This window comes from Saccharothrix sp. NPDC042600 (assembly GCF_040647305.1).
In the GTDB taxonomy this organism is placed as follows: domain Bacteria; phylum Actinomycetota; class Actinomycetes; order Mycobacteriales; family Pseudonocardiaceae; genus Actinosynnema; species Actinosynnema mutabilis.
The window spans coordinates 19863-32829 of sequence record NZ_JBEZBW010000028.1; the positions used below are offsets into that span (position 1 = coordinate 19863).

18 protein-coding genes are annotated in these 12967 nt (G+C 73.6%); 13 read left to right on the forward strand and 5 right to left on the reverse strand.

What is annotated here, in order from left to right:
• Positions 1 to 24: 24 nt before the first annotated feature.
• The 3 genes from rocD to AB0A74_RS19105 all read left to right on the forward strand — a co-directional run bounded on the left by rocD (position 25) and on the right by AB0A74_RS19105 (position 3682).
• A complete protein-coding gene (gene rocD, locus AB0A74_RS19095) occupies positions 25 to 1272 on the forward strand; it encodes an ornithine--oxo-acid transaminase (RefSeq protein ID WP_358251090.1) in 1248 nt (415 codons plus the stop codon).
• A gap of 117 nt (positions 1273 to 1389) precedes the next feature.
• Positions 1390 to 2763 carry a DUF2252 domain-containing protein gene (locus tag AB0A74_RS19100; protein ID WP_358251092.1) on the forward strand — a complete coding sequence of 458 codons (1374 nt, stop codon included), beginning with the start codon at positions 1390 to 1392 and terminating at the stop codon, positions 2761 to 2763.
• 10 nt (positions 2764 to 2773) lie between these two features.
• Positions 2774 to 3682, forward strand: coding sequence for an alpha/beta hydrolase (locus AB0A74_RS19105; RefSeq protein WP_358251094.1), 909 nt, complete (start codon positions 2774 to 2776; stop codon positions 3680 to 3682).
• A gap of 17 nt (positions 3683 to 3699) precedes the next feature.
• Here the strand turns inward: AB0A74_RS19105 and AB0A74_RS19110 are convergent, their stop codons facing one another.
• Genes AB0A74_RS19110 through zapE form a run of 3 tightly spaced genes read right to left on the reverse strand, consistent with a single transcriptional unit; the run spans position 3700 to position 6652 of the window.
• Complete coding sequence (locus AB0A74_RS19110) at positions 3700 to 5328, reverse strand: ATP-binding cassette domain-containing protein (RefSeq protein WP_358251096.1); 1629 nt, start codon at positions 5326 to 5328, stop codon at positions 3700 to 3702.
• Positions 5329 to 5365: 37 nt separating this feature from the next.
• Positions 5366 to 5608 (reverse strand): DUF3040 domain-containing protein, encoded by a 243-nt coding sequence (locus tag AB0A74_RS19115; RefSeq protein WP_358251098.1) that lies wholly within the window; start codon positions 5606 to 5608, stop codon positions 5366 to 5368.
• Between the two features lie 36 nt (positions 5609 to 5644).
• Positions 5645 to 6652 carry a cell division protein ZapE gene (zapE, locus tag AB0A74_RS19120; RefSeq protein WP_358251099.1) on the reverse strand — a complete coding sequence of 336 codons (1008 nt, stop codon included), beginning with the start codon at positions 6650 to 6652 and terminating at the stop codon, positions 5645 to 5647.
• A 39-nt stretch (positions 6653 to 6691) separates the two neighbouring features.
• On the opposite strand from zapE, the gene AB0A74_RS19125 reads away from it, so the two are divergent.
• The 10 genes from AB0A74_RS19125 (at position 6692) to AB0A74_RS19170 (ending at position 11581) form a co-directional block, all read left to right on the forward strand.
• Positions 6692 to 7429, forward strand: coding sequence for a pyrimidine reductase family protein (locus AB0A74_RS19125; protein WP_358251189.1), 738 nt, complete (start codon positions 6692 to 6694; stop codon positions 7427 to 7429).
• Between the two features lie 78 nt (positions 7430 to 7507).
• Positions 7508 to 7954 (forward strand): Asp23/Gls24 family envelope stress response protein, encoded by a 447-nt coding sequence (locus AB0A74_RS19130; RefSeq protein WP_358251101.1) that lies wholly within the window; start codon positions 7508 to 7510, stop codon positions 7952 to 7954.
• Positions 7954 to 8208 (forward strand): hypothetical protein, encoded by a 255-nt coding sequence (locus tag AB0A74_RS19135; RefSeq protein ID WP_358251103.1) that lies wholly within the window; start codon positions 7954 to 7956, stop codon positions 8206 to 8208. Before AB0A74_RS19130 ends, AB0A74_RS19135 begins: the two co-directional genes overlap by 1 nt.
• Positions 8205 to 8414: a hypothetical protein gene (locus AB0A74_RS19140; RefSeq protein WP_358251105.1), complete on the forward strand. Its 210-nt coding sequence runs from the start codon at positions 8205 to 8207 to the stop codon at positions 8412 to 8414. The genes AB0A74_RS19135 and AB0A74_RS19140 overlap by 4 nt, the downstream gene beginning before the upstream one ends.
• A gap of 11 nt (positions 8415 to 8425) precedes the next feature.
• The gene (locus tag AB0A74_RS19145; protein ID WP_358251107.1) at positions 8426 to 8602 is read left to right on the forward strand and encodes a hypothetical protein; all 177 of its coding nucleotides are present in this window, start codon (positions 8426 to 8428) and stop codon (positions 8600 to 8602) included.
• Positions 8599 to 8880, forward strand: a complete 282-nt coding sequence (locus tag AB0A74_RS19150) for an Asp23/Gls24 family envelope stress response protein (RefSeq protein ID WP_358251109.1) — start codon at positions 8599 to 8601, stop codon at positions 8878 to 8880. Before AB0A74_RS19145 ends, AB0A74_RS19150 begins: the two co-directional genes overlap by 4 nt.
• Before the next feature lie 3 nt (positions 8881 to 8883).
• Complete coding sequence (locus AB0A74_RS19155; protein WP_358251111.1) at positions 8884 to 9444, forward strand: DUF6286 domain-containing protein; 561 nt, start codon at positions 8884 to 8886, stop codon at positions 9442 to 9444.
• The gene (locus AB0A74_RS19160; RefSeq protein WP_358251112.1) at positions 9441 to 9968 is read left to right on the forward strand and encodes an alkaline shock response membrane anchor protein AmaP; all 528 of its coding nucleotides are present in this window, start codon (positions 9441 to 9443) and stop codon (positions 9966 to 9968) included. The genes AB0A74_RS19155 and AB0A74_RS19160 overlap by 4 nt, the downstream gene beginning before the upstream one ends.
• A 34-nt stretch (positions 9969 to 10002) precedes the next feature.
• The gene (locus AB0A74_RS19165) at positions 10003 to 11085 is read left to right on the forward strand and encodes an ATP-dependent DNA ligase (protein ID WP_358251114.1); all 1083 of its coding nucleotides are present in this window, start codon (positions 10003 to 10005) and stop codon (positions 11083 to 11085) included.
• Between the two features lie 43 nt (positions 11086 to 11128).
• Positions 11129 to 11581: a hypothetical protein gene (locus AB0A74_RS19170; protein WP_358251116.1), complete on the forward strand. Its 453-nt coding sequence runs from the start codon at positions 11129 to 11131 to the stop codon at positions 11579 to 11581.
• A gap of 10 nt (positions 11582 to 11591) precedes the next feature.
• Here AB0A74_RS19170 and AB0A74_RS19175 read toward each other — a convergent pair whose 3' ends face one another.
• Complete coding sequence (locus AB0A74_RS19175) at positions 11592 to 12029, reverse strand: DUF1801 domain-containing protein (protein ID WP_358251118.1); 438 nt, start codon at positions 12027 to 12029, stop codon at positions 11592 to 11594.
• Between the two features lie 15 nt (positions 12030 to 12044).
• Positions 12045 to 12932, reverse strand: coding sequence for an EamA family transporter (locus AB0A74_RS19180; RefSeq protein WP_358251191.1), 888 nt, complete (start codon positions 12930 to 12932; stop codon positions 12045 to 12047).
• Between the last annotated feature and the right edge of the window lie 35 nt (positions 12933 to 12967).

Here is a 12967-nt window from a genome sequence, read left to right on the forward strand (position 1 = left end):
GCGCAGGCCCCTTAGCCTGGTGACATGACCGCCATCGCCGCTCCCACCACAGGGCAGTTCATCGCACTCGACGAGCAGTGGAGCACGCACAACTACCACCCGCTGCCGGTCGTGATCTCCCACGGCGAGGGCGCGTGGGTGACCGACGTGGAGGGGCGCCGCTACCTGGACTTCCTGTCCGGGTACTCCTCGCTCAACTTCGGCCACCGCCACCCCGACCTGGTGGCGGCGGCGGTCGAGCAGCTCGGCCGCGTCACGCTGACCAGCCGCGCGTTCCACCACGACCAGTTCGGCCCGTTCTGCCGCGAGCTGGCCGAGCTGACCGGCACCGAGATGGTGCTCGCGATGAACTCCGGCGCCGAGGCCGTCGAGTCCGCGATCAAGGTCGCCCGCAAGTGGGCCTACCGGGTGAAGGGCGTGCCCGAGGGCACCGCCGAGATCGTCGTGGCCGGGTCGAACTTCCACGGCCGCACCACCACCATCGTGTCCTTCTCCACCGACGAGACCGCGCGCGCCGACTTCGGCCCGTTCACGCCGGGGTTCAGGGTCGTGAAGTACGGCGACCTGGACGCCGTGCGGGACGCGATCACCGACCGGACCGCCGCCGTGCTGATCGAGCCCATCCAGGGCGAGGCGGGCGTGGTCGTGCCGCCCGCCGGGTACCTGCCGGGCATCCGGGCGCTGTGCGACGAGCACGACGTGCTGCTGATCGCCGACGAGATCCAGTCCGGCCTAGGCCGCACCGGCGAGCTGTTCGCGCTGGACCACGAAGGCGTCCGGGCCGACCTCTACACGCTGGGCAAGGCGCTGGGCGGCGGCATCATGCCGGTGTCCGCGGTCGTGGGCAGCCGGGCGGTGCTGGGCGTGCTGCGGCCGGGCGAGCACGGGTCCACGTTCGGCGGCAACCCGCTGGCGTGCGCGGTCGGGCGGGCCGTGGTGCGACTGCTGGCCACCGGGGAGTTCCAGGAGCGGTCCCGCGAGCTGGGCGGGCACCTGCACGCGCGGCTGGGCGAGCTGGTCGGGCGCGGGGTGGCCGAGGTGCGCGGGCGCGGGCTGTGGGCGGGCGTGGAGATCGCGCCGGGCGGTCCGCGCGGGCGCGAGGCCTCCGAGGCGCTGGCCGGGCTGGGCGTGCTGTGCAAGGAGACCCAGGACACCACGCTGCGCGTCGCTCCCCCGCTGGTCATCACGCGCGAGGAGCTGGACCGGGGCGTAGACGCGATCGCCTCGGTGTTGGATGGCGCGCCTCCGGCGCGCGGCTCGGCCGCCCTGTAGTCGGCTCATCACGCCACGTTTCCCGCCGATCGAAAGGCGTGATCGACGGGAAACGTGGCGTGACAAGCCGACGCGGCCTCGCGTATCACTGCGGGATTCCCGTGCGATATTGCGGTTATGGGTGAGCAGAGGCGGGCCGCGGCGGCCGTCGCGTTGGGGCGCTGGACCGAGCCGGAAGAGGTCCTGGCCGAGGGCCGTGCGCTGCGGTCGGTCGTGCCGCACGAGGCGCACCGGTCGATGAAGCTCGCCCCGGGGCGTCCGTCGGTGGTCGAGTTCATCGAGGCGTCCAACGAGGGGCGGCTGCCGGGGCTGGTGCCGTTGCGCGTCGGGCGGATGCTGGCGTCGCCGTTCGCGTTCTTCCGGGGCAGCGCGGGCCTCATGGCGGGCGACCTCGCCGTGGGCGCGCGCAGCGGGCTGGACGCCCAGCTGTGCGGCGACGCGCACGCCGCGAACTTCGGCCTGTACGGCACGCCCGAGGGCCGGATCGTCATGGACATCAACGACTTCGACGAGACGCTGCCCGGCCCGTGGGAGTGGGACCTCAAGCGGCTGGTGACGTCGCTGGTGCTGGCCGGGCGCGAGGGCGGGGTGTCGGAGAAGGGGTGCCGGGACGCCGCCACGGACGCGGTGCGCGCGTACCGGGGCGCGGTGCGGCACCTGGCGGAGATCCCGTTCCTGGAGTCGTGGTCGGCGTTGGGCGACGAGTCCGTGCTGACCAAGACGAAGGCCGACGACCTGCTGGACGAGTTCACCAGGGCCGCGTCCAAGGCGCGCAAGAACACCAGCGCGAAGGTGGCGGCGAAGTGGACGCGGCGGGAGGGCGAGCACTGGCGGTTCATCGCGGACCCGCCCGTGCTGAGCCGGATCCCCGAGGCCGAGGCTTCGTCCGTCGTCGCCGCACTTCCGTCCTATGTGGACACCCTGCGCGAGTCGCGGTACAACCTGATCATGCGCTACGGCGTGTCGGACGTGGCGTTCCGCGTGGTCGGCACCGGCAGCGTGGGGTTGCGCAACTACCTGATCCTGTTGCACGGCAACGGCAACGAGGCCCTGGTGTTGCAGGCGAAGGAGGCCCGGCGGTCGGCGTTGGCCCCGTTCCTGACCGTTCCGGAGGCCAGGCACGAGGGCAAGCGGATCGTGCACGGGGCGCGGCTGGTGCAGGCGGAGACCGACATCCTGCTCGGCTGGACCACCATCGACGGCCGCCCGTTCATCGTCCGCCAGTTCCGCAACCGCAAGGGCGAGATCGACGCGACGACCCTCAAGCGCGACGACCTGGACGACTACGGCCGCTTCGCCGGCGCCCTGCTGGCCCGCGCGCACTCCCGTTCGGTGGACCCGCGCCTGCTGGCGGGCTACTGCGCGAACGGTGACGGGTTGGACGACGCTCTCGCGCGTTATGCGTTCGACTACGCCGACCAGACGACCGCCGACCACGAGGACCTGGTGAAGGCGGTGCGCACCGGCCGCCTGCCCGCGCTGGTCGAGTAGAACTGGTGTCATGGGGTCTGTGCGCGAGGTCGCGTTCCGCAGTGGCGATGTGGAGTTGGCGGGGACCCTGGTCGTGCCCGACGGGGGTGGGCCGGGGGTCGTCATGGTCGGCGGGTCCGGCCCGTCGGACCGGGACAACGACACCCACTTCCCGCCCGTCAAGCGGCGCCTGGCAGCGGCCGGGATCGCCGTGCTGTCCTACGACAAGCGCGGTGTGGGCGGGTCGTCGGGCGACTGGCGGGACGGGACGTTGGACGACCTCGCCGCGGACGCGTCGGCGGCGCTGGAGTTCCTGCGCGCGCAGCCCGGGGTGGGGCCGGTCGGGTTGTTCGGGCACAGCGAGGGCGGTTGGGTGGTGCTGCGCGCGGCGGGGAGCATGGCCGTGCCGTGGGTGGTCACCAGCGGCTGTCCCGGCATGACGCCCGCCGAGCAGGACCGGTACGCGCTGGAGCGCCTGCTGCGGCGGACGCCCGACGCCGCGCCGCCCGACGTCGCCGCCGGTCTCGCCCTCTACGACCGGCTGGTCGAGGCCGGCAGGCGGGACGCCGACCACGCCGGAGCCCAACGCCTCATCGCGACCTCGCCGCCGGTCTTCCGCGACCTGTTCGAGCGGCTCTGGGGTGAGGTGGACGAGCGCCTGTGGAGCTTCACCAAGCGCAAGCAGGACCACGACCCCGTGCCGGACCTCCTGGCGCTGCGCTGCCCGCTGCTGGCGCTGTTCGGCGGGTCCGACGAGCTGGTGCCGATCGCCGAGAGCGTCCACGTCTTCGCCGCGGCCGCCTGCCACCCCGGCCGCGACCCGCGGGCCACGCTCACCGTCGAGGTGCTGCCCCACGCCAACCACCGCCTGCTGGTCGACGGACACCCCGCGCCGGGCTACCTCGACACGCTGACCCGCTGGATCACCACCGCGCGCTGACCGACGTCGTCCACGAGTCACCGCACCCGGCGCACGCGTTCCTCGTCCCACACCGGTTCCGGCACCTCCACCACCTCGCCGTCCGACCGGAACAACAGGAACCGGTCGAAGGAGCGGGCGAACCAGCGGTCGTGGGTGACCGCCACCACCGTGCCCGTGAACTCCGCCAGCGCCGCCTGCAGCGCCTCCGCCGAGTTCAGGTCCAGGTTGTCCGTCGGCTCGTCCAGCAACAGCAACGTCGCGCCCGACAGCTCCAGCAACAGCACCTGGAACCGCGCCTGCTGCCCACCCGACAGCGTCTCGAACCGCTGGTCCCCCGACCGCGCCAGCCCGTACCGGTCCAGCACCGCCATCGCCGCCCCGCGGTCGCGGCCCGGACGGCCCTCCGCGCCGTGCCACAGGATGTCCACCAGGGTCCGGCCGATCCACTCCGGGTGCTGGTGCGTCTGCGCGAACAGCCCCGGCACGACCCGCGCGCCCAGCTTCCACGCGCCCGTGTGCGCCACCTCCGCACCACCAAGCAAGCGCAGGAAGTGGCTCTTGCCCGACCCGTTCGAGCCCAGCACCGCCACGCGGTCGCCGAAGAACACCTCGGCGTCGAACGGCTTCATCAAGCCGCTCAACTCCAACCCGGCGCACGTGACGGCCCGCACCCCGGTCCGCCCGCCCCGCAACCGCGGCGCCACCTTCTCGCTCGACGGCAGCTCCGGCGGCGGCCCGGCCTCCTCGAACTTCGCCAGCCTGGTCTTCATCGCCCGGTACTTCTGGGCCATCGCCTCGCTGATCTTGGCCTGGACCTGCAACGTCCGCACCAGCTCCCTGAGCCGCGCGTGCTCCTCGTCCCACCGGCGGTGCAGTTCGGCCAAGCGCTCCACGCGGGCCTCGCGCGCCGCGTGCCAGGTGCCGAACGAACCGACGTGCGTCCACGCCGAGTGCGCCTCCACGGTCACCACGTGCGTGGCGGCGACGTCGAGCAGCTCCCGGTCGTGGCTGACCAGCAGCACGGCCTTGCCGGTCTCGACCAGCCGCTCCTCCAGCCACCGCTTGCCGGGCACGTCCAGGTAGTTGTCCGGCTCGTCGAGCAGCAGCACCTGCTCGGGACCGCGCAGCAACGCCTCCAGGACCAGGCGCTTCTGCTCGCCGCCGGACAGCGTCCGCACCTCGCGGAACCGCGCCCGGTCGAACGGGACGCCCAGGGCCGCCACCGTCACGGTGTCCCACAGCACCTCGGCGTCGTAGCCGCCGGCCTCGCCCCAGTTGGCCAGCGCCGCCGCGTAGCGCAGCTGGGTGGGCTCGTCGTCGGTCTCCATCAACGCCAGCTCGACGGCGTCCAGCTCCAGGGCCGCGTCGCGCAGCACCCGGGGTGAGGCGGCCAGCAGCAGGTCGCGGACCGTGGAGGAGTCCCGCACCGAGCCGACGAACTGCGGCATCACGCCCAAGCCGCCCTGCACCCGGACGGAACCCTCGGCCGGCGTCAGCTCACCGGACAGGATGCGCAGCAGCGTCGTCTTGCCGACGCCGTTCGCGCCGACCAGCGCCACCACCGCCGTCGCGCCGACCTTGAACGACACGTCGCGGAACAGCTCGCGGCCGTCCGGCAGGCGGTAGGCGAGCCCGTTCGCGTCCAGGAATCCCACGCCGGGCATGGTCGCCCGGAACCACGCCGCGAAGCGAACGGGTTTTCTACCGCCAGGTGTAGCCGCGCATCAGCAGCGCGAGCGCCGCGCAGCCGAACGACGCCAGCGCGGGCCCCAGCGCCGACAGCACCATCAGCAACACTCCCAGGGCCGCGAAGACCGCGGCCAGGACGTGGGCACAGGTCATGCGGCGCGGACGACCGGAGGCCAGCACACCGGCCAGGTCGGGGGCGTCCGCGGACAGTCTGTGCTCGATCTCGCGCAGAGTCCGGCGTTCCGCATCGCTCATCACGGGCGTGGGATACCCGGCGCCTACCGGGCAAAACTAGCGCGAAAGGGCTACCAGCCGGGACACCGCGCGGAGGTACTTCTTGCGGTAACCGCCGCGCAGCATCTCCTCCGTGAACAGCTCCGACAGCGCCTCGCCGGACACCGCCACGGGGATGTCCCGGTCGTAGAGCCGGTCCCCGAACGCGACCAGCCGCAGCGCCACGGCCTGGTCGGGCGCGGGCCGCACCCCGCGCAGGAACACCGCCGACACGCCGTCGAGCAGCCGCCCGTACCGGGAGGGGTGGATTTGGGCGAGCCGGGCGCACAGCGCGCCGAAGTCGTCCAGGGTCGCGCCCGGGGTGCTGGCGGCCTTGGCCACCAGGTCCTCGTCGGACATCGGGTCGGGCGCGTCGGGCAGCCCGCGGTGCCGGTAGTCCGGGCCGTCCACGCGCACGACGGTGAACCTGGCCGACATGGACTGGATCTCGCGCAGGAAGTCCGCCGCCGCGAACCGGCCCTCGCCGAGCTTGTCCGGCAGCGTGTTGGAGGTCGCCGCGACCGCCACGCCGGCCGCCGTCAGCTCCTTGATCAGGCGGGTGACCAGCATGGTGTCGCCGGGGTCGTCCAGCTCGAACTCGTCGATGGCGAGCAGCTTGTGCCCGGACAGCCGCTGGACCGTCTCGGTGAACCCCAGCGCGCCGACCAGGTTGGTGACCTCGACGAACGTCCCGTAGGCCTTGGGGCCGGGCACGGCGTGCCACAGCGAGGCCAGCAGGTGGGTCTTGCCGACGCCGAACCCGCCGTCGAGGTACAGGCCGGGTTTGCCCTCCTCGGCGGACCGGCGGAACAGCGACCCGAAGAACCCCTTGCCCGCGCCCGCGGCGGAGACCCGCTCGGCGAACGCCCGGCACGCCTCGACCGCGGCGGCCTGGCTGGGCTCGTCGGGGTTGGGCAGGTAGGTGGCGAAGCGGACCCCGTCGAAGCGGGGCGGCGGGACCATCGCCCCGACCAGTTCGTCCGCGTCGACGCGGGGATCGCGGTCGGACAGGCGCGGGGCAGACATGCCCGCAGCGTAACGGCGTGCTGGGATGGGGACGTGCAGATGTTGTGGCCGCCACCCGCCGCTGAGATCACCGACACAGAGCTGGAACGCCTCTACGACTACCCGCCGGACCTGGACCGGCCGTGGGTGCAGGTCAACTTCATCTCCAGCCTCGACGGCGCGGTGTCGGTGGCCGGCAAGTCCGGCGGCCTGGGCAACCCGGCGGACAAGAAGGTCTTCGCGCTGGGCCGCGACCTGGCCGACGTGGTCCTGGTCGGCGCGGGCACCGCCCTGGTCGAGGGCTACCAGGGGGTCAGGGCGGGCGAGGTGCGCCGCGAGCGCCGGGCCCGGCTGGGGCTCGCGGAGGTGCCGCCGATCGCCGTGGTGACCGCGCGGTGCTCGATCACGCCGGACTCGCCGCTGGTCGCCACCACCTCCGTGCCGCCGATCGTGCTCACCACGTCGGCGGCCCCGGTCGAGCGGCGCGAGGCCCTCGCCGAGGCGGGCGCGGACGTCGTGGTCGCGGGCGAGGAGGAGGTGGACCTGCGGCGGGCGCTCAAGGCGCTGGACGACCGCGGCCTGCGGCGGGTGGACTGCGAGGGCGGTCCGGTGCTGTTCGGCGCGCTCATCGCGGCGGACCTGGTGGACGCGCTGTGCATCACGTTCGCGCCGCTGCTGGCCGCCGGCGACGCGGGCCGCATCGCCACCGGCCCCCTGCCCGACGCGCCGCGCGACATGGAGCTGGCGTCGGTCCTGCGCCACGAGAGCGCCCTGCTCCTCCGCTACCGCCGGACGTGATGCGCGTCACATCACCGTGAGGACTTGAGCACTGTCCGCATCCGAACCGGTGCACAACGGATTCGGAGAGGACCACCCATGGCTGACCGGAACACGGCCGCGAAACCGGACGTCGTGCCCGCCCGCCTGGCCGACGACACGGCGCAGGGCAAGACGATCATCGCCTCCTCGGTGGTGCAGAAGGTCGCGGGCATCGCGGCGCGGGAGATCTCCGGCGTGTACGCGCTGGGCGGCGGGGTGCAGCGGGCGTTCGGCGCGCTGATCGAACGCATCCCCGGCGCGGGCACGGCCACCACGACCGGCGTCAGCGTGGAGGTCGGGGAGAAGCAGGCCGCGATCGACCTGGACATCGTGGTCGAGTACGGGGCCGGGATCGTGGACCTCGCGCGGGCCGTGCGGCGCAACGTGATCACCAGCGTCGAGCGGATCACCGGGCTGGAGGTCATCGAGGTCAACATCGCCGTCAACGACATCCACCTGCCCGAGGAGAACGGCGGCGAGCAGGCGCAGTCGCGGGTCGAGTGATGGACCCCGCCGAACGCGTCGAGGCCGCGCTGCTCGCCCACCCGTCGGTGGCGCGGCTGCACGGCGGTGTCGCCTCCTACCTGCCCGGCCGCCGCGTGGACGGGGTGCGCCTGGCCGAGCGGACGTCCGTGTCCGTCGTGCTGCGGCCCGGCCGGCCGATCCCGGAGGTGGTCGCCGAGCTGCGCGCGGCCGTCCGGGAGGTCGCCGGGGACGCGCCGGTGGACGTCACCGTGGCCGACCTGGAGGACCCGTGACGACCCGGGCCGACATCCGCGCCTTCATCCGGCGGCACCACCCCGACGTCGGCGGTGACCCCGAGTTCTTCGCCCGGGGCCTCGCCGACCTGCGCGCGGCCCGCCGCGACGGCACCGGCAGCCGGTTCGACGCGCCGGTCGTCGTGGTGCGGCGGACCTGGTGGACCCGGCTGTTCACGCGCCGCCCCCGGCGCGTCCTGGACTAGGAGCACAAGGCATGAACGCAACCCAGACCGGACTGCTCGCGGGCCTGGTCCTCGGCCTCGCCGCCACGACCGGGTTCACCGCGTTCCTGGTGACGCTCGCGGTGGGCGTGATCGGGCTGGTCGTCGGCCGCGTGCTGGACGGGCAGCTCGACCTGAACGACCTGTTCGGCCGGGGCCGCGACCGGTGAACGACCGCGGCACCCTCGAAGTTCACCCGTCCGTGGTGCGCAAGGTGGCGGCGCGGGCCGCCGGTCCCGGGGCCTCGGTGAAGGTGACCGGCGAGGACGACTACGTGGACGTGGCCGTGCGGCTGGCCCTGCCGTACCCGGTGCGGGTGCGCGCGGCGGCCTCCGAGGTGCGCCGCGTGGTCACCGAGGAGGTCCAGCGGATCACCGGGTACCGGGTGCGCGGGGTCGATGTGACGGTGTCCGCGCTGGTGTCCGAGCCCCGATCGCGAGTGGAGTGAGCCGTGCGCGTGCTGCTGCGGGTGCTGTCCCCGGTGCTGGGCCTGGCGGTGGCCGCCGCCGGGCTGCTGCTGGTCGCGGAGGTCGCCTGGCACTGGTCCGGGCGCGGGCACCTGGTGCCGTGGCACCGGCTGGCCGACCCGCGGTGGACCGACGACCGGGTGCGGGCGGTCGCGCTGCTGACCATCGCCGCGGGCGTGCTGCTGCTCGTGCTCGCGGCGCTCTCCCGGCGGACCTTCGTTCGCCTGCACTCCCCCGCCGAGGGCGTCGTCGTCGCCACGACGCCCACCGCGCTGGCGCGGGTCGTCGGCCACCGGGTGCGCGCGGAGGACGGCGTGACCGGCGCGACGGTGACCGCGTCCAAGCGGCGCGTGCACGTCCGCGCGACCAGCGGCCTGCACGACGAAGCCACCCTGCGGCCCCGGCTGCTGGAGGTCGCGCGCGAGGCGGTGGCGAACCTGCCCATGCCGCACCACCCGAAGGTGTCGGTCGTCGTCCACTCCCCCAAGGACCGCCCCTTCCAGGACCGCCCACTCAAGGAACGCGCCGCGGAGGACCGCCCGTGATCGCCCGCTCGTACCGCACGGAACGCGTCTGCGCGACCCTGCTCGGCGCCCTGGTCCTGCTGGCCGGCGCGGGCGCGCTCGCGCTGAACCTGCTGGGGATCGACCGCCCGGTCACGGACCTGGGCCCGCTGCGCCCCCACCTGCTGTGGCTGCGGATCGGCGCGCTGGTCCTCGGGGTCGCGGCGGTCGTGGTCGGCCTGCGGTGGGCGTGGCGGGCGCTGACCCCCGAACGGCACCCCGACCTGGAGTTGGAGGACGGCCTGACGGTCACCGCGGACGCGCTGGCCCAGGCCGTGCAGACCGACGCCGCGCGGGTCGGCGGGGTCACCGCCGCGCGGGTGAAGGTGATCGGCGCGCCCGCGCTGCGCGTGACGCTGACCCTGCGGCAGGGCGCGGACGTCCGCCGCGTCTGGCAGGACCTGGAAGGCGTGCTCACCCGCGCCCGCGACGCGCTCGACGTCCCCGCGCTGCCCGCCGCCGTCCGGCTCGACCTGGCCGCCCGCGCCAAGCGGCGCGTCCGCTGAGAACGGCGTGCGCCGACCGGCGTCACCAGGCAGGATGGCGCGCGTGGTGCTTCCGCTGAACCCGCCCGTCCAGCCCATGCTCGCCAACTCGGTGGACGAGGTCCCCGCCGGCGACGGCTGGGTGTTCGAACCCAAGTGGGACGGCTACCGCTGCCTGGTGTTCCGCGACGGCGACGAGGTCGTGCTCCAGTCGCGCAGCGGCAAGCCGCTCAACCGGTACTTCCCGGAGGCCGTCGCCGCGCTCCTGCGCACCCTGCCCGACCGGGTCGTGGTGGACGGCGAACTGGTGGTCGCCAAGGACGACAAACTCGACTTCGACGCCCTGTCCGAGCGCATCCACCCGGCCGAGAGCCGCGTCAAGCTGCTCTCGGCCCAGACCCCGGCCGCGTTCGTGGCGTTCGACCTGCTGGCCACCGGCGACACCGTCCACCTGGACGAGCCCACCACCAAGCGCCGCGCGCGGCTGGAGGAGCTGATCACCCCGGGCGACTCGCTCTACCTCACGCCCGCCACCACCGACGCCGAGCTGGCCCGGCAGTGGTTCGACCTGTTCGAGGGCGCGGGCCTGGACGGCGTCATCGGCAAGCCCGCCGGCAGCCCGTACACGCCGGGCAAGCGCACGCTGGTCAAGGTCAAGCACGCCCGCACCGCCGAGTGCGTGGTGGGCGGCCTGCGCTGGCACAAGGACACCGAGCCCGGCACCGCCGTCGGCTCCCTGCTGCTGGGCCTGTACGACGACAACGGCATCCTCAACCACGTGGGCGTCGTCGGCTCCTTCAAGGCGGCCGAGCGCCGAGCCCTCGCCGAGGAGCTCAAGCCGCTGATCACCACCGACGACCACCCGTGGCTGGTCGAGCCGGACGGCCGCCGCCTGCCCGGCGAGATCAACCGCTGGCGCAGCAAGCAGGCCGACTGGGTCCCGCTGCGCCCCGAGCGCGTGCTGGAGATCGCCTACTCCCAGACCGAGGGCGCGCAACCGGTCCGGCTGCGCCACAACGGCCAGTTCCGCCGCTGGCGCCCGGACCGCGAGCCGGCGTCGTGCCGCTACGACCAGCTCGACCAGCCCGCCCGCTACGACGTCGAGTCGGTGCTGCGCGGCGAGGTCCGTCCCGCCTGAAAACCACCCCGCCGGCAAGATCGTCGGGCTACCGTTGTCCGCCGTGGCGACGACTGTCGAAGCGCTGGTCCAGGAACTCGACGACCGGATGGCGAAGGACTGCCGCACCCTCACCAGGTGGCGTCACGTGCACCGGACGGTGGGCGTGTTCTACACGATCGTGCTGGTGCTCGTGCCGGCCGTGCTGGCGGTGGGGTTCACGTCCTCGGAGACCGTCCTGGGCAAGACGTTGCTGCTGGTCGCGGCGGTGGTGGGCGGTTTGAACGTCACCTTCAAGCCCTACCTGCACAGCCAGAAGCGCCGGGCGGACGTCAACAACATGCGCCGCCTGCGCGACCAGTTCCGCGCCGAGGTGACCGACAGCCAGGACGCGAAGGCCGTCTACGAGAAGTACTCGGCGCTCTACGCGGAGGTGTTCGAGGCGCGGGGCCGCGAGCTGGTGGACGGCCACCTGGGCAAGGAGGAGATCACCAAGGAGGAGACCGGCCGGCAGTAGGCCCGAGGGCTCACCCGCCGCGCGCGGCCCGCACCTTGGCGAGGAAGTCGTCCACGGAGTGGCGGGCCACCTCGCGCCCGATGACGTCCAGCGGCAGGTCGTCCGCCGTCCGGAACCGCACGCAGCTGCGGCCCATGTCCAGCTTGCGGCCGGTCGCCTCGAACTCGGCTCGGAACTCCTGCTCGCGGTCGCCGTACACGCCCATCAGGTACAGCGAGAGGTGGTTCTTCTGCGCCGCCAACGCCACGTACCCCAGCGGTTGGCCGTTGTAGGTCTTGCCGGAGCGGCTCAGCGGCACGGAGTAGGTGATCATGCCCCAGGCCATCGCCTCCTCGTACCCCTCGGGGAGGTTCGCGAGGACGACGGCCCGCACGGCGGCGACGGCCTCCCGCCGGTCGGCGGGCAGCTCGTCCAGGTAGGCCTCGACCGTCGACGCCTGGCTCCGCACCACCACTGACCTCCGCTAAGCGTCCGGCCGCGCACTCCGCGTCGCGCCGACCGAGGCGAGCACCACGCAACACACCGCCACCCATTGTGCGGGACGCAGCGCTTCGTGCAGCAGGAGCAAACCGGCGACGGCCGCCACCGCGGGCTCCAGGCTCATCAGGATGCCGAACACGCGCGGCGGGATGCGCCGCAGCGCCTCCAGCTCCAGCGAGTACGGGACGACCGACGACATCAGCGCGACGGCCGCGCCGGCGATCAGCACGACCGGGTCGAGCAGCGCCGCGCCCGCCTCGGCCACGCCGAACGGCAGCGCCACCAGCGCGCCGAACACCATCGCCAGGGCCAGGCCCTTGCCGTCGGACGTGCGGCTGCCCAGCGCGGCGGTGAGCAGGATGTAGCCCGCCCAGCACACGCCCGCGGCCAGCGCGAACAGCACACCGCCCAGCTCCAGGCCGCCGTCCGCCCTGGTCAGCAGCACGACGCCGACCGCGGCGAGCAGCGCCCACAGCCCGTCCAGCCAGCGCCGCGACCCGATGACGGCCACCGCGAGCGGCCCGAGGAACTCGATGGTCACCGCCGCGCCCAGCGGGATGCGCTCGATGGCCTGGTAGAAGGTCAGGTTCATCACGCCCAGCACCGAGCCCAGCCCGGCGACGACCAGGAGCGTGTGCCGGTCCAGCCGCAGCGACGGCCGCCACACCAGCAGCAGGATCACCGCGGCGAGCGCGAGCCGCAGCGTCACCGTGCCCGCCGCGCCGGCCAGCGTGAACAGCTGCTTGGCCACCGCCGCGCCGACCTGGACGCTGATCACGCCCAGCAGCACCAGCGCCGGTGGCGGGATGGCGCCGTACGCGCGTGCTACGGCCGCGAACGGCCCGGACGAGGGGAGCCGCCGCTCGGGCATGCCTTCGATGTGCGCCATGACCACGTCGGCCATTC

Bases quoted from the DNA above. Each gene is read 5' to 3' on its own strand.
- AB0A74_RS19180 (WP_358251191.1), bottom strand. From the start codon at position 12,932: ATGCCCGAGCGGCGGCTCCCCTCGTCCGGGCCGTTCGCGGCCGTAGCA.
- AB0A74_RS19115 (WP_358251098.1), bottom strand. From the start codon at position 5,608: ATGAGCGATGCGGAACGCCGGACTCTGCGCGAGATCGAGCACAGACTG.
- AB0A74_RS19165 (WP_358251114.1), top strand. From the start codon at position 10,003: ATGGCGCGCGTGGTGCTTCCGCTGAACCCGCCCGTCCAGCCCATGCTC.
- AB0A74_RS19105 (WP_358251094.1), top strand. From the start codon at position 2,774: ATGGGGTCTGTGCGCGAGGTCGCGTTCCGCAGTGGCGATGTGGAGTTG.
- zapE (WP_358251099.1), bottom strand. From the start codon at position 6,652: ATGTCTGCCCCGCGCCTGTCCGACCGCGATCCCCGCGTCGACGCGGAC.
- AB0A74_RS19125 (WP_358251189.1), top strand. From the start codon at position 6,692: ATGTTGTGGCCGCCACCCGCCGCTGAGATCACCGACACAGAGCTGGAA.
- AB0A74_RS19135 (WP_358251103.1), top strand. From the start codon at position 7,954: ATGGACCCCGCCGAACGCGTCGAGGCCGCGCTGCTCGCCCACCCGTCG.
- rocD (WP_358251090.1), top strand. From the start codon at position 25: ATGACCGCCATCGCCGCTCCCACCACAGGGCAGTTCATCGCACTCGAC.
- AB0A74_RS19100 (WP_358251092.1), top strand. From the start codon at position 1,390: ATGGGTGAGCAGAGGCGGGCCGCGGCGGCCGTCGCGTTGGGGCGCTGG.
- AB0A74_RS19145 (WP_358251107.1), top strand. From the start codon at position 8,426: ATGAACGCAACCCAGACCGGACTGCTCGCGGGCCTGGTCCTCGGCCTC.
- AB0A74_RS19110 (WP_358251096.1), bottom strand. From the start codon at position 5,328: ATGCCCGGCGTGGGATTCCTGGACGCGAACGGGCTCGCCTACCGCCTG.
- AB0A74_RS19130 (WP_358251101.1), top strand. From the start codon at position 7,508: ATGGCTGACCGGAACACGGCCGCGAAACCGGACGTCGTGCCCGCCCGC.